Consider the following 25,349-nt stretch of genomic DNA (forward strand, 5'->3'; position numbering starts at 1 on the left):
TTTATGCTATCACCCACGAGATGAAGACTGAACCCCTAAAAAACTAGGGGAATCCTTTGTCTGATACCTTGGCGTATCACACGTTATAAAGTAGTATTACCTCTCAAAATTTATACCTATCAAAAAAGCGAATTATTAAGTATGGCAACTGATCCAAGACAACTTTTGGTAACTTGTGCGCTTCCGTACGCTAACGGCTCTATTCACCTTGGCCATATGCTTGAGCATATCCAAGCTGATATCTGGGTTCGATACCAGCGTCTACGTGGCAACACTGTAAACTTCATCTGTGCTGACGATGCTCACGGCACGCCAATTATGCTTAAAGCTCAACAGATGGGTATCACGCCAGAAGAGATGATCGCTGCTGTTAGTGAAGAGCACCAAAAAGACTTCGCTGGCTTTGATATCAGCTTTGATAACTACCACAGCACACATAGCGAAGAGAACCGTGAACTGGCTTCTCACATCTATCTAGAACTTAAAAAGAACGGCTTCATTTCTAGCCGTACTATTTCTCAGCTTTTCGATCCTGAGAAAGAGATGTTTCTTCCAGACCGTTTTGTAAAAGGTACTTGCCCTAAGTGTAAGTCAGAAGACCAATACGGTGATAACTGTGATAACTGTGGTGAGACATACAGCCCAACTGAACTGATTAATCCAAAATCAGCAGTTTCTGGCGCAACTCCAGTAATGAAAGATTCTGAGCACTTCTTCTTCGACCTGCCTCAGTTCGAAAGCATGCTAAAAGAGTGGACTCGTTCTGGCTCTCTACAGAATGAAACTGCAAACAAAATGCAGGAATGGTTTGAGTCTGGCCTGCAACAGTGGGATATCTCACGTGATGCGCCTTACTTCGGCTTCGAAATCCCAGGCGAAAAAGACAAATTCTTCTACGTATGGCTAGATGCGCCAGTTGGCTACATGGCTTCTTTCAAGAACCTATGTGACAAGCGTGACGATCTAAACTTCGACGAGTACTGGAAGAAAGATAGCACAACCGAGCTTTACCACTTCATCGGTAAAGACATTGTGTACTTCCACTCTCTATTCTGGCCTGCAATGCTAGAAGGTTCTGGTTTCCGCAAGCCAAACAACGTATTCGTACACGGCTACGTAACCGTGAACGGCGCTAAGATGTCTAAGTCGAAAGGGACATTCATCAAAGCAAGTACGTACCTAAACCACCTAGATCCTGAGTGTCTACGTTACTACTACGCTGCTAAACTAAACAGCCGTATCGATGATTTAGACCTTAACCTTGAAGACTTCACTCAACGTGTAAACGCTGACGTAGTAAACAAGATTGTTAACTTGGCTTCTCGTAACGCAGGCTTCATCACTAAGCGTTTCGAAGGCAAGCTTTCTGCTGAATTTGCCGAACCAGAGCTTTACAACGAATTCGTAGCAGCGGCTGAGCGTATCGGTCAACTGTACGAAACTCGTGAGTTTAGCCGCGCTATTCGTGAAGTAACGGCACTCGCTGACAAAGCTAACCAGTACATCGACGAAAAAGCACCTTGGGTTCTTGCCAAAGAAGAAGGTAAAGAGAAAGAGCTTCAAGAAGTTTCTTCTGTAGGTATTAACCTATTCCGCGTACTGATGGCTTACCTGAAACCCGTAATGCCAGAGCTAGCCGCTCGCACTGAAGCTTTCCTAAACGAAGAGCTAACGTGGGAAGCGATTGCTACTCCGCTAACTGATCACGAAATCACTAAGTTCAAGGCGTTGTTTAGCCGTATTGATCCGAAGAAAGTAGAAGCAATGATCGAGTCTTCTAAAGAAGATGCAGCCGCTGAAGCAGCAGCAAAAGAAAAAGCAGAAGCGGAAAAAGAACAAGCAAGCCAAACTGAACTAGACAAAGAGCCAATCGCAGATGAGATTGAGTTCGATGCCTTTGCAGCAGTCGATATGCGTATTGCTCGTATCATCTCTTGTGAAGAAGTACCAAAAGCGAACAAACTACTGAAATTCCAATTGGACATCGGTGGTGAGACTCGCCAAGTATTCTCTGGTATCAAGTCAGCGTACAAACCTGAAGAGCTAGAAGGTAAGCTAACGGTAATGGTAGCAAACCTTAAACCTCGTAAGATGAAGTTTGGTATGTCTGAAGGCATGATCCTAGCTGCTGGCCCTGGTGGCAGTGACTTATGGATCCTTGAACCACACGAAGGTGCTCAACCAGGTATGCGCGTAATGTAATGCCGGTTTAGCCACTTAAAAATCCCCATAACAGCCATGTTATGGGGATTTTTTATATCTATGGAAAACAAGCGTTCTCTGTTAGAGTCGCCCTCAACTATGCTATGTAGAGTAAAATGTGCTTTATCAAATCCAATATATTTGATTGGAGCCATGTTCACTCCCAGATACCTTTTTAGGACTACCCTGTGACTAACAATGAAATCTTGCGTCGTATTCAACACGCACTAAACCTTAAAAATGCACAAATCATCAAAGCTATTGAACAAGCTGACGTTACCGTTGCTCACGATAAAGTGATCAACTGGCTAAAAGACGACAACGACAAGTCATGCTCTACGATGAAAGATAAAGAGTTAGCGGTATTCCTAAATGGTTTTATCAACCTTAAGCGTGGCAAAAAAGAAGGTGTTCAACCTAAACCTGAAGTTGCTCTGACTAACAACATGATTTTCATGAAGCTACGTATTGCGTTGAACATGAAAGCAGAAGATGTGTTAGATATATTAGAAGTGGTAGGCATCAGCCTAAGTAAGTACGAAATTGGTGCCTACTTCCGTAAGCCAGAGAACAAGAACTACAAAGTATGTGAAGACCAACTACTTTGCGATTTTCTAAATGGCGTGCAATTTACTAACCGTCCAGACTCAGAAGAGTTTGCAGGGTAAGTTACTGCCTATTGATAAGTTTTCACCAACTATCGATAAATAAAAAGCGGCGAGATAATTTGATTATCTCGCCGCTTTTTCGTTTTCTTTACGTCGTTTACTTAATAAGTAAACCAACCTAACAAGACTTTAATGAAAAGACCTAGCTGTCGTCTTCAGTAAAGTTTGTTGGTAACGTTGTTTTCATCTCGTTCCAAATCTGTGCGCTTGCGATACCGTAGTTACGAATCACAAGTGGCAAGTTTTCACGTTCACCACTTTCACAAATAACAAACAAGTCTTTGTAGAACTCCATGGCTAAACGACGAGCTTCTGGGTTAGAGAAGTAGTAGCTGCCAACACGGTCGTACAATTTACGAACACCGTTGAAGATCAGACCATAAATTTGGTTACCTGAATGGAATGCTAAACGTTGGAAAAGCATGTAATCGTAGAAGTTAAAAGTTTTAGCAACTAAGATCGTTTGACGCTTCGTTTCATCTTTTTCTGCGTCTTCTTTCACTGATTGTTTGATCTTGTCAGCGTACGGGGAAGACTCTAGGAATTCATCCCATGTCGGTGCCGCAAGTAAAGCTTCACAAGATTCAATCACGTTAGTAATCGTACGCTCAGAAGCTTCTTTATTTGCTTTAAATGCATAACGCATAAAAATAGGGCTGATATTGGTGCGTGCAGCAAGTAAGTCTTCTACCATTTTGCTTGCGTTATCAACATCCAACGTCATTAATGTATCAAGAATATGAAGACCTGACGTTTCCATAAACTGGTTAACTTTAGTTGGCTTACCGTGTTGGATTGTCAACCAACCATCACGAGCAAGACGCTGAAGTACTTCACGAAGCGTAGTACGTGTAACACCAATCAGCTCAGAAAGCTCACGCTCTGCGGGCAAGATAGAACCTGGAGCGAAACGGCCATTCCAAATACTTTCAATGATATACTTTTCTGCAAATCCTGCCGGGCTTTTAGCCTTAATGACCATCTACACTTCAATCCAATTTAATTATTCTGTTCTAATTTACTCATCATACCACTAGTTCACACCCAGCGGAAACACCCTCAAAAATTTTACTCCTCCAAAACACCAGTAGAGTTAAAACTCTAAAGTTCAGCACACGTTTGCACCCTAGGTTTGAAAAGCAAGCAACGATAAACCACCATTCCAACAAACCATTAACACAACAAATTTTCTTTAAAATCAATGAGATTGGTCATAATTTCAAAGTTATTAATTTGCAATATTAAGTTGTAATAATCATATATAAACCGTCGTTATTCTGTTAATTTCAATCATTTCGCTGAAATATTGATTCTAGTCGGTTTTTATCACATTTTAAGTGGTATGCTTGCGCTACTTTGATCGCGTTTCTCAACAAAAAAGAGGTATTTTTAGGGCTACAGGGGTTTTCCTGTTGACTAAATGTTATCTAAGAGTAGAGTTGCGCTCAAAAATTAGCAGTGCTTGAGTTTCTAAGGGAGTGACTTGGCAAGACCACAGAACATTACATGGAATGTAGTTTTTCTAAGTCACTGTTAGTTATAGTTTTTAACAACCTCTATAGCTCGATTCTCAAATGTTGTATTGCTTATCTATTCATAATCAACATAAAAGAGTATTAACATGCCGATGTCTCTCGGAAACGCTTTTATCAAGAACTTCCTTGGTAAGGCTCCTGATTGGTATAAACTTGCCATCATTTCCTTTTTAATCATCAACCCGTTTGTTTTCTTCCTAGTTGACCCATTTGTTGCGGGCTGGCTATTAGTGGTTGAGTTTATTTTCACTCTAGCTATGGCTCTAAAATGCTACCCTCTTCAACCGGGTGGTTTATTGGCAATTCAAGCGGTCGCCATTGGCATGACCAAACCCGAAATGGTTTATCATGAGCTACAAGCAAACCTTCCAGTTTTACTCTTATTAGTATTCATGGTTGCTGGCATCTATTTCATGAAAGAACTTCTTTTGTTCATTTTCACGAAGATCCTGCTTGGCATTCAATCCAAAGTCCTACTCTCTGTCGCTTTCTGTATCGCTGCTGCTTTCTTATCAGCATTCCTAGACGCACTAACGGTAATCGCCGTTGTTATTAGCGTTGCGGTTGGCTTCTACTCTATCTATCACAAGGTTGCATCAGGTAAGGGCACAACGTCAGCGCACGATCATACTCATGATGAAGAGATCTCTGAGCTTACACGTGACGATTTAGAAAACTACCGTGCTTTCCTACGTTCACTACTTATGCACGCTGGTGTAGGTACTGCACTCGGTGGTGTAATGACCATGGTAGGCGAACCGCAAAACTTAGTGATTGCTAAGCAAGCAGGCTGGGAGTTCGGTGAATTTATCATCCGTATGTTGCCAGTAACACTGCCTGTATTCATCTGCGGCATTATCACTTGTGCACTTGTAGAGAAATTTAAAGTATTTGGCTACGGTGCAGAACTGCCAAATAACGTTCGCCAAATCTTAGTTGAATTTGACAACAAAGAACGCGCAAACCGTACAAAACAAGACGTGGCAAAACTATGGGTTCAAAGTGCAATCGCAGTTTGGCTTATCGTAGGCCTTGCGCTTCACGTAGCTGAAGTTGGTTTGATTGGTCTTTCAGTTATCATCCTAGCAACGGCGTTTACTGGCGTTATCGAAGAACACTCAATGGGTAAAGCCTTTGAAGAAGCACTGCCATTTACTGCACTTCTTGCTGTCTTTTTCGCTGTCGTTGCTGTAATCATTGACCAGGGACTGTTTAAGCCAGTGATCGATGCAGTACTTCACGTTGAAGATAAAGGCGCACAGCTCGCACTATTCTATGTGGCCAACGGTATCTTATCGATGGTGTCAGATAACGTGTTCGTAGGTACGGTTTACATCAACGAAGTGAAAACTGCACTGGTTGAAGGCATCATCACTCGTGACCAATTTGACCTACTTGCTGTTGCTATCAACACAGGTACTAACCTACCTTCTGTTGCTACGCCAAACGGTCAAGCTGCATTCCTATTCTTGTTAACATCGGCACTTGCCCCGTTAATTAGACTGTCTTACGGCCGCATGGTCATCATGGCTTTGCCATATACTATCGTACTGGCTCTTGTTGGCCTTGCTGGTATCGTGTTCTTTGTTGAGCCGATGACCGCTTGGTTCTACGATGCAGGTTGGATCATTCAGCGTACTGGTGAGGTTGTCGCTCCAGTTATCTCTGGTGGTCACTAATCCGATTTTGTGTTGCGAAACACAATAAGTGTATCTAACTAATCAAAAATATTAGTTGATTAGGAAACTTATCCAAGATAAAAAGCTCTGAGTATTCAGAGCTTTTTTATTTTATAGACGGGATTAAATTCGTGAACTTTTTTGCAATGCTCAAAGACTTCTCTAAGGGACGTTTATCTTGGCTTTTACTGCTGGCTTTTATTGTCTTTTTTGAGGCATGCGCTCTCTTCTTTCAACACGTGATGATGCTTGGTCCTTGTGTGATGTGCATCTATGAGCGCGTTGCTATGCTTGCTATCGGTGTCGCTGCAATGATTGGTGCTATTGCTCCGAATAACCCGATATCACGTTGGTTAGGCCTTGCTGGTTGGGGATTTGGCGCCTATAAAGGTTTGACGTTGGCTTTAGAGCACGTCGATTACCAGTTTAATCCGTCTCCTTTCGCAACCTGTGATTTATTCGTTACTTTCCCTAGCTGGGCACCTTTAAACCAATGGGCTCCGTGGATGTTTGAAGCTTACGGTGACTGTAGCAAGGTGGTATGGCAGTTCTTAGAGCTTTCAATGCCTCAATGGCTAGTGATTATCTTTGCGGGTAACTTGGTTGCTTTCGGTTTTGTGGTTATATCTCAATTTGTAAAATCGAAAAACGATTAACACTAGATCATCTAAATTAGAACAACAAAAAAGTCGACCACAAGGTCGACTTTTTTATCGCTTAAGCTTTTTATCACTTAAAGAAAGTCTGTCACTCAAGCTGAGTTACTCAACAAGCCGTGATTAACTGTTTTTGCCACAGCATTGTTTAAACTTTTTGCCGCTTTCACATGGGCAAGGGTCGTTTCGACCGATATCTTTAAATGGGTTCACACTCTGTGACTTATTACCCAGCATCGCCTCATCAGCCGCCATTGCAACCTCTGAAATCATCAGATCTATCTGATCGATTAAATCGGCAAGCGCTGGTGGATTCTCGAGCCCGGCCGCAACCATTTGTTGCTGAGTTTGCTCTTCATCAATCCCAAGCATCAAGGTTGTTAGGAGTGCTTGCAGCATACGCAGAGTACCATCCGCGACAGTCACGCTTTGCCACTGCTCTTCCACGGTTGGCCAAACCATCATAAAGCCTTCAGCGAAATCTGCGAATTGTTCGTTAAAATCACCATCAACAAGTACGTCTGTCAGTAAGTATTCACTACGCTGAATCAGGTTGTGCTGGCGATTAATCTGTTCCGTCACGATTGTTACAAGCTCTTTACCTGTTTCAGGTGCAACGATAGCTAACCATTCTTCTGGATCGAGTGGTTTGGTCGCTAAGTTGGAAGCAAGGATTGAACCTTCAATGAACTGTGGAGTTATGTCAGTGATAGATTCCGGTAGGCTTAATAATTGATATGTCATGAAAGCTCTGAATATTGGGGCATTTTCGATATTATAACGCCATACTCCCCAAGATGTCGCTATTAAGCGATAAACCATCATCAAGACGAGTTGTGCGCACTCAAGACAGGTAAACCATACTCATAGTGACAATCCTGTAAGCAAACCGTACAATCACGCCTCGAATTTTTTCGGTCCACTTAGTTTCGGTAAAGCAGCATGCGAGTAATACTTGGCCCTATGGAGGGCGTACTAGACCACCTAATGCGTGAGATTCTTACAGAGATCAATGATTACGATCTCTGTGTGACAGAGTTTGTGCGCGTCGTTGATCAACTTCTTCCTCCGCATGTGTTCCACCGTATTTGCCCAGAGCTGCATCAAGGCTCTCAAACCATGGCTGGTGTGCCAATCCATCTGCAACTTCTAGGGCAACACCCGAACTGGATGGCCGAAAATGCTTTTCAAGCGGCAAACTTAGGCGCTAAAGGCATTGATCTTAATTTTGGGTGCCCGGCAAAAGCGGTAAACAAAAGTAATGGTGGGGCTTCACTGCTAAAAGAGCCAGAGCTCATCTATCAAGTGGTGAACGCCTGTCGAGAAGCAGTCCCTGCGCACATTCCCGTGTCCGCAAAAATCCGATTGGGTTGGGAGCACCCGGAAGAGTGCTTTGAAATTGTCGACGCTATCGAGCAAGCAAAAGCTGACGAACTCACTGTGCATGCAAGAACAAAAGTTGGCGGCTATAAAGCCAGTGAAATCAAATGGGATTACATCAATCAAATAAGAGAGAAAACCTCTCTGCCGTTGATTGCTAATGGGGAAATCTGGAACTACCAAGATGGTCAAGATTGCATAGAAGCCACAGGTGTTGATTCATTGATGGTCTGCCGCGGCGCTTTTAATATTCCCAATCTTGGCAACGTTGTTAAGCACAACCACCAGAAAATGCCTTGGGATAAAGTAATCGCACTTTTACTGCGCTATTCCGAGTTTCAAATTAAAGGGGATAAAGGCATGTACTACCCCAATAGAGTGAAACAATGGTTTGTCTATTTAAGTAAAGGCTACCCTGAAGCGAACGAACTATTTAAAGAAATTCGTACTTTCAAAAAAGCGCCACCTATTGTAGAGCGCCTTCAACGTTATCAAGAAGAATACCACCAACCCGTTTGAGTTAGTTCCCCCCCCCTATCGCGATATTGAACTTCATAGCGTGGCTAAAATACGATCCGGTCTTTACCTGTCGTCTTAGCCACGTACAGTTTTTCATCGGCGTATTTAAATATCTCTTCAAAGTTAAGCTTGTTTTGCTCTGTTTCAACAATACAAACACCGCCAGATACCGTAAATCCATTAGGTACAATGTCGGCCGAGTTCGCGCAGACCGCATTTTTTACACGTTCTAATGTCCTTATCAGCGTCTCACGATCATCGCCTTTCATATAAACGACAAACTCTTCTCCGCCAAACCGTGCTGCCACATCACTACTTCGAACACTGTTACTAATTTGACGTGACATATAACGAATCACATCATCACCTTTATCGTGACCATGAGTATCGTTAATTGACTTAAAATCGTCTATATCAAATACCGTTAAGGCAAACAGTTGATCGTGCTCTACGCTGCGCCAGAACGCTTCTAAGCCTCGTCGATTCAATAACCCGGTCATTGGGTCTTTAGCTGCTAGTTCTTTGAAGTAACCACGTTCAATATTGGAGTTAACATAAAAGAAAATCGTAACCGAGAACAGATACACGATAATAGCGACGATTAGGCTGTCTTTTTCATAAACGAAAAAGTGCTCCACTTCGTTAGCAAGATCCAACTCGTAGTACATCGCATGATGAGACGCGACCCCTTCTAGCTTAATCTCGTGATAGAACGTGGCCGTATCAATCGGGTTAGCTAAAGTCGTATCAATAATATCGATCCGACCCGCTAGGTGCTCATTAGAGCTCGCGAGTAACCTGTCAGCATCAATATCTACTGAGAGCATCCCTTGGTGCACTCCTTGATGGAACACGGGAATCGTCATACTAATAATTCGGTCAAGGGAGTCAAACCGATATGCAGGGCCAGATAAAGTCAGTAGATCTGGGTTGTTAGCGGTTCTTTGCCAATATGGACGGCTTTTGATGGTCGAAAGTAATTCCTTTCCTAGCCCTTTAGCAAAATCTTCCGGTGACGAAATAACGTATCCGCGTTTATCAATAAAATGCACACCATTGTGGAATTCATCAAGTTGAGAGAGAAATGAAAGAATAGGTGCTAGCGCTATTTTCTCGGAAGCACTTTTATAGGTACCGCTGGTTTCTGTACACAAAGATTCTTCACCGACCAGCATATAATCAATATCAACGGAAGGAATGTCGGTAGTTTTGCCATCGGCAAGAAGCAGGCTATCGATAGGCCAAATACGGCAAAGACCATCAACCACTTGCTTGTTGTGGTCGAGGAAAAGAGGATTACCGGATTTGTAGTAATTTGAGAAACTGTAGTCTAAGGCGGTGACAACTTTAGTGGTTCCTTTGAACACATCTTCAATACGGTTGAATTCGCTGCTGATGTCTTTTTCTACCGCGTCAAAGTGGTTCTTTCCTATTAGGCCAAGTAGCATCGCGGCGATCACTGCGGGAAACCCGAAGACAAAGGTAAGGCTAAAGTGCCTGTTTACTTTCATATAATGTGCTCTTAGCGATCAGCTGTTTTCATTTACTTCATTAATATTATTACATTAATGGACATTTTCCTCGAGGTAAAAGAGTGTAAGTTGATATGAATCAGGCCGTATCATTGAACAATCGACTCCTTTAAAAAACTACCCCTGCATTAAGCAGGGTTAGCGGATACTGTCTTAGTCAGTTTAAATTCAACGATTTACCACGTCATAAATCTTAGCTTCCATCGCTGTGACCACAAGATCAACGACACCATTAACAATTGGCTCGCCCTTCACTTTACCTTGTAAGTCAATCAACTCACCTTGTAATTCAATCAACTTCCCTTGTTCTTGTCCGAGCATCCACACAGGTAAAGACAACACTTTTTCATCTTGAGATAGGTTGAGCACAACCAGTGTCTTTTCACCCCTAAGGCAACGAGTAAACACTAACGTCTCTGCATCACAATATAACTCTAGGTAAGCACCACTTTGTAAGCTGCAGCGTTCTGTTCTCAATTTTATCAACGCTTTATGGAAAGGGAACCAATGCGAAGTATCTTCTTTATCCCACGGGAAGCATCTGCGATTATCTGGGTCTTGACCACCTTCTAATCCCACTTCTGTCCCATAGTACAAACATGGAGTTCCGACATAAGTAAACAGTAGTGTCAGCGCCAGTTTTTGCTTAGCTTGGTCACCATTTAGAAGCGTTAGCAGTCGAGCCGTATCATGACTGTCCAGTTGATTTAGCTGCGATAATTGATTCAACCAAGGAACTTTAGCTCTCGCTTCAGCTAACCAATCAGAAAAAGCCAACATATCAATATCAATCGGCTCGTACGCGATGTCTTGCTTTGCCAATAGCGCACGAACTGGGTGAGCAAATCCATAATAGTTCATCGACCCGTCTTCTTGCTCTCCCTGTAACCATGATGTGGCCTCGAAGAAGTGCTCTCCCAAAATGTAGGCTTCGGGGTTCTCTGCTTTTGCTGAGTCACGGAATGCTTTCACATAATGTGCGTTGTTATAGGCTCCCTCCCCTTCACCTAACATATGAATCACATCGAAGCGCCAGCCATCGATGTTATAAGGTGCTTTTAACCAGTGCTTAATCACAGAGTCTTGTGACTGGAATATATGTTCTCGCACGGAAACATTGGAGAAGTTTAAGACTGGAAGTGAGCTAATATTTTTCCAACTAACATATTGCTGAGTGTTTTCGGGGTCGAAAAAATAATAGTCATGAAATGCCGAACCTGGGTTGTCATATGCACCGGAGTCAGTGGCTTTCAGTTTATCAAACCAAGGGTGCTCAACCGAAGTGTGATTAAATACCGCATCCAGAACGATTCTCATATCACGCGTGTGAATGTCTTTTGAAAGTGCAGAGAACTCATCATTGGTCCCGAAATGGGTGTCGACATTGTAGTAATCGGTTGTGTCGTATTTATGGTTGCTCGGTGACTGAAAAATGGGGTTGAGATACAACGCGGTGATGCCTAGATCTTGCAGGTAATCTAACTTACTATGAATACCTGCGAGGTCACCACCGAAGAACTCTGCAGCGCCCGTTCCATTGTGTCCTTCGACAGGCTCGCCCCATTCTTTCACTACGACATCTGAGGTATCTTCTTTTAAGCGATACTCGCCCGCTTTGACACTGATACTCGGATTTCCGTTGCAAAATCGCTCAGGGAAGATTTGATAAAATACCTGCTCCGACACCCATGATGGTGGGCGATGTTGGGTATTAAACTTAAAGTGAAACTCACGACTCGCAACGCGGCTATGGACGCCCTTAGCATCAAGCCAATACTGTCCTTTTGAATCAACAAGCTTGAACGCATAGTGAGTAACGTTTCTGTCTGTATTCGCAGGGAAAGAGGCTTGCCACAGCGTCAACCGCCCTTCAGTACCAACTTGCACCATGTCGAGTAGATACTCTTCGTTATCTGGCTCATGCCTCAGCTGTACCTTATTCCAGTCAGTGCGTTCAGACACTAATGTTACGGTTAGCACACCCTCTTTTTCGTGGAAGTAATCGGAGGTTTGAGCATGAAAGATAAAAGGATTCATAGCGGTTCTCGAGCAATATTTAATTTGCTTAAGATATGAAAAATTTCTTTGACCACAACGAGAAAAATAACATCAGTCAAAGTAGATCACGCTTTGTAGATCCACTTTGTAGATCCACTTTGTTTACAGTAAGTCGATTTCTCTCAAAATGATCAAATGAATCGACCATTTTTCAAGAGGAGGTCCAATTTTCAATTACTCCATCAACGGCTAACTATCGCACGATCAATCACAGACTGAGGCAATGTGACACCAAGCTCACGAGCAGCATCCAAATTCACAACCAGTTGCGAACTCTGTGCAGTTTTAACACTCAGCTTACCCGGTTTTTCTCCGTTCAGAATAGCAGCCACATAATCGGCGGTTTGCACCCCAACGTCATAGTAATCTAGACCTAAGCCAGCTATCGCCCCCTTACCCACGTAAGACGTCGCTCCGGCAACCACTGGCGTTCCAGCCCGGTTCGCAGCTTCTATAAGCCCTTCGATACCACTTGCAACAGTGTTATCTGTCAATGCGTAAATAACATCCGACTTCTTAGCAATGGATTCGGTTTTTGATTCTACATCATCGATGGTTAGCGCTTTTTCAGTGTACAGAGTAAAACCAAAATCTCGTGCCGACTTCTTTAATAGCCCAACTAACGCGACAGCATTTGCCTCGGCGGGGTTATAAACCACCCCGATTGAATCCGCATTAGGGAGTAATTCTTTAATAAGAGATACGTGTTGGGAAATAGGTGATAAGTCAGAAAGGCCCGTGACATTTCGTCCCGGTTTACCCAATTGCTTAACAAGCCTTGCACCGATAGGGTCCGTAACCGCGGTAAATACAATCGGTATTGAGCGAGTCGCAGAAACCAAAGCTTGCGAAGTCGGTGTCGCGATACCAACTAAGACATGAGGGTTTTCGCTGACTAGTTCTCTGGCAATTTTTGCTGCCTGAGCGGGGTTGCCATCAGCCATTTCATAAGAGAATTCTAAATTTTTTCCCGGTTCGTAACCTTTGGCTCTTAATCCTTCAAGAAGCCCTAGACGCGTCGCATTCAGATCTGGATGGTCGACAACTTGTGAAACCGACACTTTGGCAACGTTCGCCATTACATTGCCAGTCCATAGCAACAACAGACAGCTTAAAACCGCTGCCAATACCTTTCTTACAGAACTCATTATCGCTCCCTAAATCAAGCTCTACTCGTTATTACTCGCTCGAAGAGAACAACATCAAAAATCACTATTGACATTATTACCAGTAACTATTGATAACTTGAAGTGATATTTAACAAAAATACAACAAGGTTCGAATTATGCGGGGATAAGCGGGGTTGTTTAATTTAAAAGGTAAGAAACTCAATGAATACAAGATAAGCACGGCAAATAAAGGCAAGGCTATGTGGATCAAGGGAGGCTAAGCGAATAAAAGGCAAGTGAAGCGATTAGAAGAGAGGAGCAAATCTGAGAACGAGTTATCGATGATGTATGACTGTTCTCAGACTAGAGGGAGGGAGAGATAAGACGACCTGCTAGAACCAACGTTCCATTGATGATTTGTCTAGCTGACGAAATGCGCGATTCAAAATGATCGCCAACTCTTTGTAACGAGGGCGTGGTTTCATTGGTTCCAATGCAAAACCTGTTTCGCTGATCTTCTCGTGCAACTCTCGATACCAAGAAACCAATGCTGGCGGTAATTGAGTGTTCGAACGGTTACCTAACCACCACATGCCTTGAAGCGGCAAGCTGATCGCAAACAACGCCATAACCACAGCTTGCGGCATCGCATTATAATTGTTGAAGACCATTTGTGTCAGAATACTAATAGCAGCTATCGCTGGCATCACTTTCACACCAAAACGCGTGGCTTTAATGATGCGCTGTTCAGGGAAGATAGCGTTTAACTCTTTTCGAACAGGCCAGAGATCCATGTACTTTTGGCCATCTTTTAAACTGCTCGCTAAACCAACTCTATTACTCATATGAGTCTCCCATTAAAAAAAAGTTGAAATCATCAACTAAAAACACAAAAATTTGACGAAAAATAATATTCTTTCAAATTTTTTTGTTATATTTGCACAATATCGCTATTATTTGCAGACCTCAATCTCATTGTTGCCCTTATTTACAATTTAAGCAACTTTGGGACGACTTCTGCAAGGAATGCAAAAGCCTCTTTTTCTGAAAAAGTGCGCTTTCACTTTAATACGGAAATTAACGTTTTTTTGACCAAGGTTAGTACGCAAGCCTATGTGCTTCGACTATTCTTGAGATTAATTTTCATCCTTAACTGATTTCGATCAGAAAAATAAACAGGTAGTCATTAATGTCTAAGCTAGTTTTAGTTTTAAACTGTGGTAGTTCTTCTCTTAAATTTGCTGTTGTTGATGCAGAAACAGGTGCTGAGCACCTAACTGGTCTTGCTGAGTGTCTTGGTCTTCCAGAAGCTCGTATGAAGTGGAAACTTGACGGCAAGCATGAAGCACAACTAGGCGCGGGCGCAGCTCACGTAGAAGCACTATCTTTCATGGTAGAAACTATTCTTGCTTCTAAGCCTGAGCTTAAAGCTAACCTTGGCGCTATCGGTCACCGTATCGTACACGGTGGCGAGCAGTTCACTTCTTCTGCACTTATCACTGATGAAGTTCTTAAGGGTATTCAAGACGCTGCGACTTTCGCACCTCTTCATAACCCAGCTCACCTTATCGGTATCGAAGCGGCTCAACAGAACTTCCCAGGTCTACAAAACGTTGCTGTATTTGACACTGCGTTCCACCAAACAATGCCTTCTGAGTCTTACCTATACGCTCTACCGTACAACCTGTACAAAGAGCACGGCATCCGTCGTTACGGCATGCACGGTACTTCTCACCTGTTCATTACTCGTGAAGTTGCTGGTCTACTAAACAAGCCAGTTGAAGAAGTTAACATCATCAACTGTCACCTAGGTAACGGCGCATCTGTATGTGCTATCAAGAACGGTCAATCTGTAGATACTTCTATGGGTCTTACTCCTCTTGAAGGTCTAGTAATGGGTACTCGTTGTGGTGACCTAGATCCTGCGATCATCTTCCACCTACACGACGCTCTTGGTTACTCTGTTGAAGAAATCAACAACATGCTAACTAAAGAATCTGGTCTTGCTGGTCTAACTGAAGTGACTTCTGACTGTCGTTTCGTTGAAGACAACTACGGTGAGAAAGAAGAAGCAACTCGTGCAATGGACGTGTTCTGTCACCGTCTAGCTAAGTACGTTGCCGGTTACACTGCAACTCTAGAAGGTCGTCTAGACGCAATCACTTTCACTGGCGGCATCGGCGAGAACTCTGGCCCAATCCGTGAAATGGTTCTTAACCGCCTAGGCATCTTCGGCATCGAAGTTGACAGCGAAGCTAACCTTAAAGCACGTTTCGGCGGCGAAGGTACTATCACTACAGCTAACAGCCGTATCCCTGCAATGGTTATCTCTACTAATGAAGAGCTAGTAATTGCTGAAGACACTGCGAAACTAGCAGGTCTTTAATTGATTTTTCTGACTAGCTTCACTCGAAGCTAGTCAGTTTTTCATACTACGAAAATGGGGCTCAACTTCTATTCCTACCCCAATTTAAATGTCGGTAGGAACAGAAGTTGAGCTTTTTTTATTTCCAATAGTCAAAGGTGTTCGTCAATGTCCCGTACTATTATGCTTATCCCTACAAGCGCTGGTGTTGGTCTTACTAGTGTTAGCATGGGTGTTCTTCGCGCTATGGAGCGTAAGGGCGTAAGTGTTTCTTTCTACAAGCCAATCGCTCAACCTCGCAGCGGTGGTAACCAACCAGATTTAACGTCTACTATCATCAGCGCAAACAGCGACATTAAGATTGGTGAGCCAATCGCAATGACTAAAGCTGAAGCTTTGATCGGTAGCGAAAAAATGGACGAGCTTCTAGAGTCTGTTGTTGAGCAATACAACAAGATCAACAAAGACGCAGAAGTAACGCTTATCGAAGGTCTAGTACCTACTCGTAAGCACCCATTTGCTAACCAAGTGAACGCGGAAATCGCTAAAACACTAGGCGCAGAGATCGTATTCGTTGCGACTCCGGGTACATACAACCCTATTCAGCTTAAAGAGCACATCGAAGTAGCATGTTCTAACTTCGGCGGCACTAAAAACAAGAACATCTCAGGCGTTATTATTAACAAACTGAATGCACCTGTTGATGAAGCTGGCCGTACTCGCCCTGACCTTTCTGAAATCTTCGATGATGCAGATAGCGCTCAACAAGCGAACCTTGAAGTAATGCAAATCTTCAACTCTAGCCCTATCCGTGTTCTTGGCTGTGTGCCATGGAGCATCGACCTAATCGCTACTCGTGCGGTTGATATGGCTAAGCACCTTAACGCTGAAATCGTTAACGAAGGTGAAATCTCAACTCGTCGTATTAAGAGCATCACTTTCTGTGCACGTTCTCTACCGCACATGATTGAGCACTTCAAACCAGGTTCACTGCTAGTAACTTCTGCAGACCGTCCTGACGTTATCGTTGCTGCGGCTCTTGCTGCAAAAAACGGTGTTGAGATTGGCGCAATCCTACTGACTGGCGGTTACGACATTCCAGAAAGCATTGCTAACCTTTGTGCACCAGCATTCGCGTCAGGTCTACCGATCTTCAAGGCTCAAGGTAACACTTGGCAGACGTCTCTAAACCTACAGAGCTTCAACCTAGAAGTTCCTGCAGACGATAAAGAGCGTATCGAGTTCGTTAACGATCACGTTGCAAGCCACATTGATGGCCCTTGGATTGATTCTCTATCTGAAGGTACTCAAGGCATTCGTCGCCTAAGCCCACCAGCATTCCGTTACCAGTTAACTGAATTTGCTCGTAAAGCGGCTAAGCGTATCGTTCTTCCTGAAGGTGATGAGCCACGTACTGTTAAAGCAGCTTCTATCTGTGCTGAACGCGGTATCGCAACTTGTGTGCTTCTTGGTAACCCAGACGAAATTCGTCGCGTTGCTGCACAACAAGGTGTTGAACTAGGCGCTGGCGTTGAGATCATCGATTCTGCATCAGTTCGCGAAAACTACGTAGCTCGTCTAGTAGAACTTCGTGGCGCTAAAGGTATGACTGAAGTTGTCGCTCGTGAGAAGCTAGACGATTCAGTATTCCTAGGTACTATGATGCTTGAAGCTGGTGAAGTTGACGGCCTAGTTTCTGGTGCTGTTCACACAACGGCGAACACAATCGTTCCTCCGTTCCAGATCATCAAGACGGCTCCTGATGCTTCTATCGTATCTTCAATCTTCTTCATGCTTCTGCCTGATCAAGTGCTTGTATACGGTGACTGTGCGATCAACCCAGATCCAACAGCTGAACAGCTTGCTGAAATCGCTATCCAATCTGCAGATTCTGCTGCGGCATTCGGTATCGACCCACGCGTTGCTATGATCTCTTACTCTACTGGTGAATCTGGTAAAGGTGCAGACGTAGATAAAGTACGTGAAGCAACCAAACTTGCTCAAGCGAAACGTCCTGATCTAGTGATCGACGGTCCTCTTCAGTACGACGCAGCAATCATGGAAAACGTAGCCGCTTCTAAAGCGCCTAACTCTCCAGTTGCAGGTAAAGCGACAGTATTCGTATTCCCAGACCTAAACACGGGTAACACGACTTACAAAGCTGTACAGCGTTCAGCAGACCTAGTATCTATCGGTCCAATGCTTCAAGGTATGCGCAAGCCAGTAAATGACTTGTCTCGTGGCGCTCTAGTAGACGATATCGTTTACACAGTAGCTCTAACGGCTATCCAAGCAGACCAAGCAGCTCAAGCTGAAGAAAAAGTGATTAACTAATTTTTCTTTTGTAGAAAGCAAAAAACCCTAGATTCTTATCTAGGGTTTTTTTATGTCTAACGCTTAAGGTTATTTGATACTTTTAAGATTAATCTAGCCTCGCCCATGGGCTGACTCTAAATCTAATGCTGGTCCTTTGGGCACAACTTGAGTCGGATTAATGCCAGTGTGGCTGTAGTAGTAGTGACGCTTAATATGGTAGAAATCAGTAGTCTCTTTAATACCCTCTACTTGGTACAACTCTTTTAAGTAGCCCTGAATATGGACGTAGTCTGAAATTCGCTGCTTGTTACACTTAAAGTGACCAACATACACCGCATCGAATCGAACCAGAGTGGTAAACAAGCGCCAATCTGCCTCTGTAATCTCGTTACCCGCTAAATAACGGTGGTCACTAAGGTGAGCGTCGACTTTGTCTAACGCCTCAAATAACGCGTCATACGCTTCTTCATAAGCTTCTTGTGTGGTTGCAAAGCCAGTACGATAAACGCCGTTGTTGATGTTCGGATAAATATAATCATTCCACTCATCAACCTTCTTTGCCAACTCCCACGGATAGTAATCATCCGTGTTACCTGTTAACTCATTAAATTCTGAGTTGAACATGCGGATAATTTCAGACGACTCGTTGCTCACTATGGTGTTGGTTTTCTTATCCCATAGCACTGGAACCGTTACTCGTCCTGAGTAATCAGGCTTGGCTTGAGTGTAAATTTGGTACATACGAGTATGGCCGAATAGAGGTTCAGGTAGCCCCATTTGCCACCCTTCACTCATCATGTCTGGGCAGACGACCGTCACGTCAATATGATCGGTTAGCTCTTTAAGTTCACGGAAGATTAAAGTTCGGTGCGCCCAAGGGCAAGCCAATGACACGTATAAGTGATAACGACCGCTTTCTGGCTGAAATTGTGCACCGGCTTTGTTCTCTATCCAGTGACGAAAGCCTGCATCTTCGCGAACAAACTTGCCACCGCTTTCTTTGGTGTCATACCAAACGTCATGCCAAACACCTTCAACTAACTTACCCATATCCAAACCTCTGTCATCCAAAATTTTTTATACCAATCACAGTAAGTAAATGTTCAGAAATAGCGCAGAGAAAAGGCTTGAGAACAAGGAAGAATTTTTCTGTTAGTAGTTATTCTACAATCAAAAATTCTAACGCCGTTATCGAGCGTTTTAACAAGCTAGGATGAGCAGTTATTTACTACGATTGGTATTAGTATAAAAAAAGCCAACTTTTTCAAAACTAGAAGAAGTTGGCTTAGTTGTTCAAATAATTTGATGAAGGTGAAGATCCTCGAATACGTAAGCATAAAAAAAGCGCAACCTATAAAAAGTTGCGCTTAAGCCTGTCACAGGCTGAACCGTATCAAACGAGTTCTAGACTTGTACGTGCAAGCAAGATACTGCGTGTACGTCATCGCCTTGAATGGTTGGCTTGGTTTGCGCGCAGGCCTCAGTTGCTTCAGGGCAACGAGTACGGAACACACAACCCGATGGTGGGTTGATTGGCGATGGTAAATCACCTTCCAACATCTGAATCGTTTTGCTGCGCTCTAAGCGAGGGTCTGGAATTGGAACTGCAGACATCAATGCTTTGGTATATGGGTGCTTAGGATCTGAGAACAAGGCATCTGATTCACCTAGCTCAACAGCATTACCTAAGTACATCACCAATACACGGTCAGAAATGTGTTTAACAACCGACAAATCGTGCGCGATGAATACCAAAGACAAACCCAACTCTTTCTGTAGTTCCATAAGAAGGTTAACTACTTGAGCTTGGATAGAGACATCCAGAGCAGAAACCGGCTCATCACAGATGATCATCTTAGGCTTCAAGATAAGTGCACGCGCGATACCGATACGTTGACACTGACCACCAGAGAATTCATGTGGGTAACGGTTGATTACGTTGGGTAGTAGACCAACCTTTGCCATCATCTCTTTAACGCGATCTTTCACTTCCTGTTTAGAAAGCTCTGGATAGAAAGTCTCTAGAGGCTCAGCAATGATGTCCCCTACTGACATACGTGGGTTAAGCGATGCTAGTGGGTCTTGGAAGATCATCTGAATCTCTTTACGAGTCTCTCGACGTTTCACTTCCTGCATCTTAGTCAGGTCTTGACCTAACCACATAACTTCGCCTTCAGTTGCCTCAACTAAGCCAATAATTGCGCGTGCAAAAGTCGACTTACCACAACCAGACTCACCTACCACACCTAGCGTTTCGCCTTCGTAAAGATGAACATCCACACCATCAACCGCTTTAAGGTTTGATGGTTTCGCCCAAGGCCAAGCAGACTTAGCCGCAATGCTAAAGTGAACCTTAAGGTTTTTAATATCTAATAGTAATTCTTTACTCATTTTGTCCAAGTCTCCCAGTCAGAAAAACAAGCACGCTGACGATCTTTCGCAAATGGTTGCAAAATTGGTGCTTCTTGCTTACAACGGTCCATTACTCGATGACAACGATCTTGGTAAGGACAACCTGTTGGCAGGCGAAGTAAGTTAGGTGGGTTACCTGGAATCGTCGGCAGAATTTCACCTTCGGTATCCAAACGAGGAATTGCTTTAAGCAGACCTTCCGCATAAGGGTGGCTAGGCTCGTAAAAGATTTCATCTACTGTGCCGTATTCCATGGTACGGCCAGCGTACATCACTAGTACTTTGTCACAAGAACCGGCAACTACACCCAAATCATGGGTGATCATGATGATTGCTGTATTGAACTCATCTTTAAGCTCGTTCAGCAATTCCATAATTTGCGCTTGAATGGTTACATCCAACGCCGTTGTTGGTTCATCAGCAATCAGTAGTTTTGGACGACATAGCAAAGCCATTGCAATCATCACACGTTGACGCATACCGCCAGAAAATTCGTGTGGATACATGGTAATACGTTTACGTGCCTCAGGGATTTTCACCGCTTCCAGCATGCGTACTGATTCTTCGAACGCTTCCGCTTTGCCCATGCCTTTATGCAGCATAAGAACTTCCATCAACTGATCACATACTTTCATGTAAGGATTCAGTGACGTCATTGGATCTTGGAAGATCATCGCGATCTGTTCAGCGCGAACTTTGTTCAGTGCTTTCTCAGGTAGATTGAGAATCTCATTACCTTCAAACTTTGCACTGCCTGAGATGATGCCGTTCTTAGCCAGCAGTCCCATCAGTGCAAATACCGTTTGAGATTTACCCGAACCCGACTCACCAACAATACCCAGCGTTTCGCCTTGATTGAGTGAGAAGTTCAGGTCGTTTACTGCGGTTACGATACCATCTTGCGTGGTAAATTCGACGCGCAGATCTTTGACATCTAATAAGCTCATTATTGCTTCCTTAATCTTTTATAGCTTTTAATTGCTATTTCTTTATCTGTCTTTTGGATCAAGCGCGTCGCGCAGACCATCACCTACGTAGTTAAAGCAGAACAGCGTAACTACCATGAATGCCGCTGGGAATGCCAGTTGCCAAATAGCAACTTCCATTGTTTGCGAGCCTTCTTGTAACAGCGCGCCCCAACTTGTCATAGGCTCTTGAACACCAAGACCAAGGAAAGATAAGAATGATTCAGTAAGGATCATGCTTGGAATAAGTAGCGTTGAGTAAACCGCAACAATACCCAATACGTTCGGTACGATATGACGTGTAATGATTTTCCATTTACTGACACCACATACGTGAGCAGCCTCAATGAACTCTTTACTACGTAAACTCAATGTTTGGCCACGTACAATACGCGCCATATCGAGCCAAGCAATCGCACCGATAGCAACGAAGATAAGTACGATATTACGACCAAAGAATGTCACCAGTACGATAACTAGGAACATGAATGGCACTGCGTATAGGATCTCTAGGATACGCATCATCACTCGGTCAGTGCGACCGCCAATGAAGCCTGAAGCCGCACCGTAAAGCGTACCTATCAGTACCGCTACGAATGCGCCCATCACACCAACCATAAGAGAAATACGGCCACCAATCATCGTACGAACGTATAGGTCACGGCCTAAACTGTCGGTACCAAACCAGTGATCAGCATTTGGGCCTACGTGCATTGCGTACCAGTCAGTATCATCGTAAGCATGCTGTGCCAACATAGGTAAGAAGATTACCGATAGCACCATAACAATTAGAATGAACAGACTGATCATTGCGGCTTTGTTGCGCATAAAACGAATACGCGCATCCTGCCACAAGCTACGACCTTCAATTTCCAAACTCTCAGAGAATTTTTCGATCGCTTCTAAGTTTTCTTTTTTCTTCAACATAACCATGCGTCCCTGCTAGTAGCGAATTTTCGGGTCAATAAGCGCTAGTAAAATATCAACGATTGCGTTGAACAAGATGAATAGGAAACCAATCAAAATGGTTACACCCATTACTAACGAATAATCACGGTTAAACGCGGCATTAACAAACAGCTTACCAATACCCGGTAGGCCGAAGATGGTTTCAACAACAACTGAACCTGTAATGATACCTACAAACGCAGGCCCCATGTATGAAACAACAGGTAGCATTGCTGGCTTAAGTGCATGTTTAAGAACGATATAACGGTAACTTAGACCTTTAGCTCGAGCTGTACGGATAAAGTTACTGTTTAGGGTTTCAATCATGCTACCGCGAGTGATACGAGCAAAGGTTGCTACGTATAACAGAGACATCGCGATAACGGGTAGGACGATGTACATGTACGTACCACCGTGCCAACCACCTGCTGGAAATATATGCCAGTGTAGAGAGAATAGGTAGATAAGCGCTGGAGCCAACACGAAGGATGGCATCACCACCCCGAGCATGGCGGTCGACATTATGGTGTAGTCGATCCAGGTGTTGTGCTTCAAGGCGGCAATGGTTCCGACCGTTACCCCCATCAATAATGTGAAGATAAAGGCAACAAAACCTACCTTCGCAGATACAGGAAGCGCAACAGCAATCAGCTCATTTACTGTGTAATCTTGGTATTTAAAAGATGGACCAAAGTCACCCTGAAGGATGTTGGTCAAGTACGTGGTGTACTGTTCAAATACAGGTTTATCTAAGCCGTATTTAGCTTCGATGTTAGCCATAACTTCTGGCGGTAATGGACGTTCGCTTGAAAACGGGTTACCCGGTGCGAAACGCATGAGAAAGAAAGATATAGTGATCAACACCAACATGGTTGGAATCGCTTCAAATATCCTTTTCATAATGAATTTAAGCATAAACTCACTCTTTCAGTCTGTGACAATTAAAATTAGAAAGACGCTACATGCGCGCCCTGCGCATGTAGTATCTGTATCGTTATAGTTATATTAACTTTTTAGAATCTAAGCTCTTATTATTGAGCTTTGATGTATAAGTCTTTCGAGAAGATCTTATCTTCCGCGTTGTTAGTAGGGAAGCCACCAACGTGCGGATTTAGTAGACGTGATTTCACGTATTGGTAGATAGGTGCGATAGGCATGTCTTTAGACATTAACGCCTCAGCTTCTAGGTAAAGTGCTTCACGCTCTTCTGCTGATGTAGAGTTAAGTGCTTTATCAATGATTTGGTCGTACTCAGCACTATCGTAGTGAACACCACCGGTAGTGTTGTTACTCTTCATTAGCGTTAGGAATGACGACGCTTCGTTGTAGTCACCACACCAACCAGCACGTGCTACTTCGAAATCACCTGAATCTTTAGAAGATAGGTAAGTTTTCCACTCTTGGTTTTCAAGCGTTACTTTAAGGCCTAGAGTTTTCTTCCACATAGAACCTAGCGCTACAGCAATCTTCTTATGGTTTTCAGACGTGTTGTAAAGTAGGTTGAAGTTAAGTGGATTGTCTTTACCGTAACCCGCTTCTTCAAGAAGACGAGCAGCTTCTTCATTACGTTCTTTTTGAGACATCTTGCCGTAAGCAGGAAGTTCAGGGTTAAAGCCAGCAGTGATTTCAGGTGTTAGGAAGTAAGCTGGTTTTTGACCTTGTGCTAGGATTGCGTCACTTACGATATTACGGTCAATTGCGTAAGAGATAGCCTTACGTACACGAACATCATCAAATGGTGCTTTCTTAGTGTTAAAGATGTAGTAGTAAGTACATAGGTTACCCGCTACAGATACATCTTCCGCGTGTTCTTTCTTAAGACGTTTGAAATGCTCTACTGGAAGTTCGTTTGTGAAGTCGATTTCACCAGATAGGAAACGGTTCATTTCCGCTACTTGGTTTTCGATTGGTAGGAACGTTACTTTGTTTAGAACAGTCTTATCATTGTTCCAGTATTGGTCGTTACGCTTAAGTACTAGGCGTTCGTTAACAACCCATTTATCAACAGCAAATGCACCATTACCAACAAAGTGATCTGGCTTAGTCCATTGGTCACCGTACTTTTCAACAGTTGCTTTATGTACAGGCTTAACTGTTGTGTGGCCCATCATCATTACGAAGTATGGAACCGCTGTTTCTAATTCAATAACAAGTGTGTTCGCATCTACAGCTTTAACGCCTAGCTCACTCTTGTCTTTCTTACCCGCTACGATGTCTTTCGCATTCACCATCTTGGTATATTCCATGTACCAAGCATATGGAGAAGCAGTGGCAGGATCGACTGCACGTTGCCAGCTGTAAACGAAATCTTCAGCTGTTACAGGATCGCCGTTAGACCATTTTGCATCTTTACGTAGGTGGAAAGTGAATGTTTTGTTGTCCGTCGTTTCCCAGCTTTCGGCTACACCTGGGATTGTATTACCTTCGCCATCTTGGTTCACTAGACCTTCTAGAAGATCACGAATTACGTGAGATTCTGGTACACCTTGAGATTTGTGTGGGTCGATAGTCGCAACTTCAGTACCGTTACCGCGAACAAGTTCCTGAACTTTTGCTAGTTCTGTGCCTGCTGGAACTTCAGCAGCGATAGAAAGAGTAGAAGTGGCAGCCACTGCCAAACCAGCACCTAGAAGAAGGGCCTGAGTGATTTTATTCTTGTACATTTAATAAACTCCAAGTTTTACGTATTGCATCCATGACTTCTTTGCTAAGTTCACTGAACGGCAGTGATTTAGATTTATTTAGCTCAAAATTTAAGCATAAAAATCTAAAACCTTACAAAGATTGAGGCACACACTATCAACCATTGAAGTAATTTGCCATAAACAAGTCGCAAAAAATCGGATAATTCTCCGAATTACTCAAGGTCATAGTGTAAATCTCTAATAAAAACCTAATGGATAGTGAATTACACATAGGGATTTATTAAAAAACAGCCTTTAGTGTTGATGTATCTGAATTGATACTTTTATTTAGCATCTTATGCTAGAACACTGTCGGCAAAT

Annotated in this window: 19 protein-coding genes; 7 read left to right on the forward strand and 12 right to left on the reverse strand. The window is 43.4% G+C overall.

Translation table 11 applies throughout. From position 1 onward, the window contains the following. Nucleotides 1-141 precede the first annotated feature (141 nt). Nucleotides 142-2,202, forward strand: a complete 2,061-nt coding sequence (metG, locus tag OCU90_RS11955) for a methionine--tRNA ligase (RefSeq protein WP_017111097.1) — start codon at nucleotides 142-144, stop codon at nucleotides 2,200-2,202. 188 nt (nucleotides 2,203-2,390) lie between these two features. Continuing rightward, nucleotides 2,391-2,870: a YehS family protein gene (locus tag OCU90_RS11960; protein WP_061021868.1), complete on the forward strand. Its 480-nt coding sequence runs from the start codon at nucleotides 2,391-2,393 to the stop codon at nucleotides 2,868-2,870. Nucleotides 2,871-3,012: 142 nt separating this feature from the next. Here OCU90_RS11960 and fadR read toward each other — a convergent pair whose 3' ends face one another. Further along, nucleotides 3,013-3,852, reverse strand: a complete 840-nt coding sequence (gene fadR / locus OCU90_RS11965) for a fatty acid metabolism transcriptional regulator FadR (RefSeq protein ID WP_017084025.1) — start codon at nucleotides 3,850-3,852, stop codon at nucleotides 3,013-3,015. Nucleotides 3,853-4,491: 639 nt separating this feature from the next. Between fadR and nhaB the strand changes: the two genes are divergently transcribed. Continuing rightward, nucleotides 4,492-6,084 (forward strand): Na(+)/H(+) antiporter NhaB, encoded by a 1,593-nt coding sequence (gene nhaB, locus OCU90_RS11970; RefSeq protein WP_004734008.1) that lies wholly within the window; start codon nucleotides 4,492-4,494, stop codon nucleotides 6,082-6,084. A gap of 146 nt (nucleotides 6,085-6,230) precedes the next feature. After that, complete coding sequence (gene dsbB, locus OCU90_RS11975; RefSeq protein ID WP_032545975.1) at nucleotides 6,231-6,740, forward strand: disulfide bond formation protein DsbB; 510 nt, start codon at nucleotides 6,231-6,233, stop codon at nucleotides 6,738-6,740. A 123-nt stretch (nucleotides 6,741-6,863) separates the two neighbouring features. Here dsbB and OCU90_RS11980 read toward each other — a convergent pair whose 3' ends face one another. Beyond that, a complete protein-coding gene (locus tag OCU90_RS11980) occupies nucleotides 6,864-7,484 on the reverse strand; it encodes a YecA family protein (RefSeq protein WP_017091557.1) in 621 nt (206 codons plus the stop codon). A 198-nt stretch (nucleotides 7,485-7,682) separates the two neighbouring features. On the opposite strand from OCU90_RS11980, the gene dusC reads away from it, so the two are divergent. Beyond that, a complete protein-coding gene (gene dusC, locus OCU90_RS11985) occupies nucleotides 7,683-8,639 on the forward strand; it encodes a tRNA dihydrouridine(16) synthase DusC (protein WP_017084026.1) in 957 nt (318 codons plus the stop codon). A gap of 44 nt (nucleotides 8,640-8,683) precedes the next feature. On the opposite strand, the gene OCU90_RS11990 is transcribed toward dusC, so the two are convergent. The 4 genes from OCU90_RS11990 to yfbV form a co-directional block, all read right to left on the reverse strand. Then, entirely contained in the window at nucleotides 8,684-10,150 is a 1,467-nt protein-coding gene (locus OCU90_RS11990) for a GGDEF domain-containing protein (RefSeq protein ID WP_061021870.1), read from the reverse strand. Nucleotides 10,151-10,339: 189 nt separating this feature from the next. Then, on the reverse strand, nucleotides 10,340-12,208 hold the full coding sequence (gene malZ, locus OCU90_RS11995; RefSeq protein ID WP_061021872.1) for a maltodextrin glucosidase: 1,869 nt from the start codon (nucleotides 12,206-12,208) through the stop codon (nucleotides 10,340-10,342). 203 nt (nucleotides 12,209-12,411) lie between these two features. Further along, nucleotides 12,412-13,377, reverse strand: a complete 966-nt coding sequence (locus tag OCU90_RS12000; RefSeq protein ID WP_061021874.1) for an ABC transporter substrate binding protein — start codon at nucleotides 13,375-13,377, stop codon at nucleotides 12,412-12,414. A 353-nt stretch (nucleotides 13,378-13,730) separates the two neighbouring features. Then, on the reverse strand, nucleotides 13,731-14,183 hold the full coding sequence (gene yfbV / locus OCU90_RS12005; RefSeq protein ID WP_004734015.1) for a terminus macrodomain insulation protein YfbV: 453 nt from the start codon (nucleotides 14,181-14,183) through the stop codon (nucleotides 13,731-13,733). Between the two features lie 344 nt (nucleotides 14,184-14,527). On the opposite strand from yfbV, the gene OCU90_RS12010 reads away from it, so the two are divergent. Next, nucleotides 14,528-15,724 carry an acetate kinase gene (locus OCU90_RS12010; protein WP_004734016.1) on the forward strand — a complete coding sequence of 399 codons (1,197 nt, stop codon included), beginning with the start codon at nucleotides 14,528-14,530 and terminating at the stop codon, nucleotides 15,722-15,724. Nucleotides 15,725-15,871: 147 nt separating this feature from the next. Continuing rightward, entirely contained in the window at nucleotides 15,872-18,037 is a 2,166-nt protein-coding gene (gene pta, locus OCU90_RS12015; protein ID WP_004734017.1) for a phosphate acetyltransferase, read from the forward strand. A gap of 93 nt (nucleotides 18,038-18,130) precedes the next feature. On the opposite strand, the gene OCU90_RS12020 is transcribed toward pta, so the two are convergent. The 6 genes from OCU90_RS12020 to OCU90_RS12045 form a co-directional block, all read right to left on the reverse strand. Further along, the gene (locus OCU90_RS12020) at nucleotides 18,131-19,069 is read right to left on the reverse strand and encodes a glutathione S-transferase family protein (protein WP_061021876.1); all 939 of its coding nucleotides are present in this window, start codon (nucleotides 19,067-19,069) and stop codon (nucleotides 18,131-18,133) included. Nucleotides 19,070-19,423: 354 nt separating this feature from the next. Then, nucleotides 19,424-20,410, reverse strand: a complete 987-nt coding sequence (oppF, locus tag OCU90_RS12025; protein ID WP_029405220.1) for a murein tripeptide/oligopeptide ABC transporter ATP binding protein OppF — start codon at nucleotides 20,408-20,410, stop codon at nucleotides 19,424-19,426. Continuing rightward, on the reverse strand, nucleotides 20,407-21,378 hold the full coding sequence (gene oppD / locus OCU90_RS12030; protein WP_017078105.1) for an ABC transporter ATP-binding protein: 972 nt from the start codon (nucleotides 21,376-21,378) through the stop codon (nucleotides 20,407-20,409). Before oppD ends, oppF begins: the two co-directional genes overlap by 4 nt. Before the next feature lie 42 nt (nucleotides 21,379-21,420). Then, nucleotides 21,421-22,323 carry an oligopeptide ABC transporter permease OppC gene (oppC, locus tag OCU90_RS12035; protein ID WP_004734021.1) on the reverse strand — a complete coding sequence of 301 codons (903 nt, stop codon included), beginning with the start codon at nucleotides 22,321-22,323 and terminating at the stop codon, nucleotides 21,421-21,423. A gap of 15 nt (nucleotides 22,324-22,338) precedes the next feature. Then, nucleotides 22,339-23,259, reverse strand: coding sequence for an oligopeptide ABC transporter permease OppB (gene oppB / locus OCU90_RS12040; protein WP_004734022.1), 921 nt, complete (start codon nucleotides 23,257-23,259; stop codon nucleotides 22,339-22,341). Nucleotides 23,260-23,375: 116 nt separating this feature from the next. Next, nucleotides 23,376-25,007, reverse strand: coding sequence for an ABC transporter substrate-binding protein (locus tag OCU90_RS12045; protein WP_061021878.1), 1,632 nt, complete (start codon nucleotides 25,005-25,007; stop codon nucleotides 23,376-23,378). Between the last annotated feature and the right edge of the window lie 342 nt (nucleotides 25,008-25,349).

Source organism: Vibrio splendidus (assembly GCF_024347615.1).
Lineage (GTDB): Bacteria > Pseudomonadota > Gammaproteobacteria > Enterobacterales > Vibrionaceae > Vibrio > Vibrio splendidus.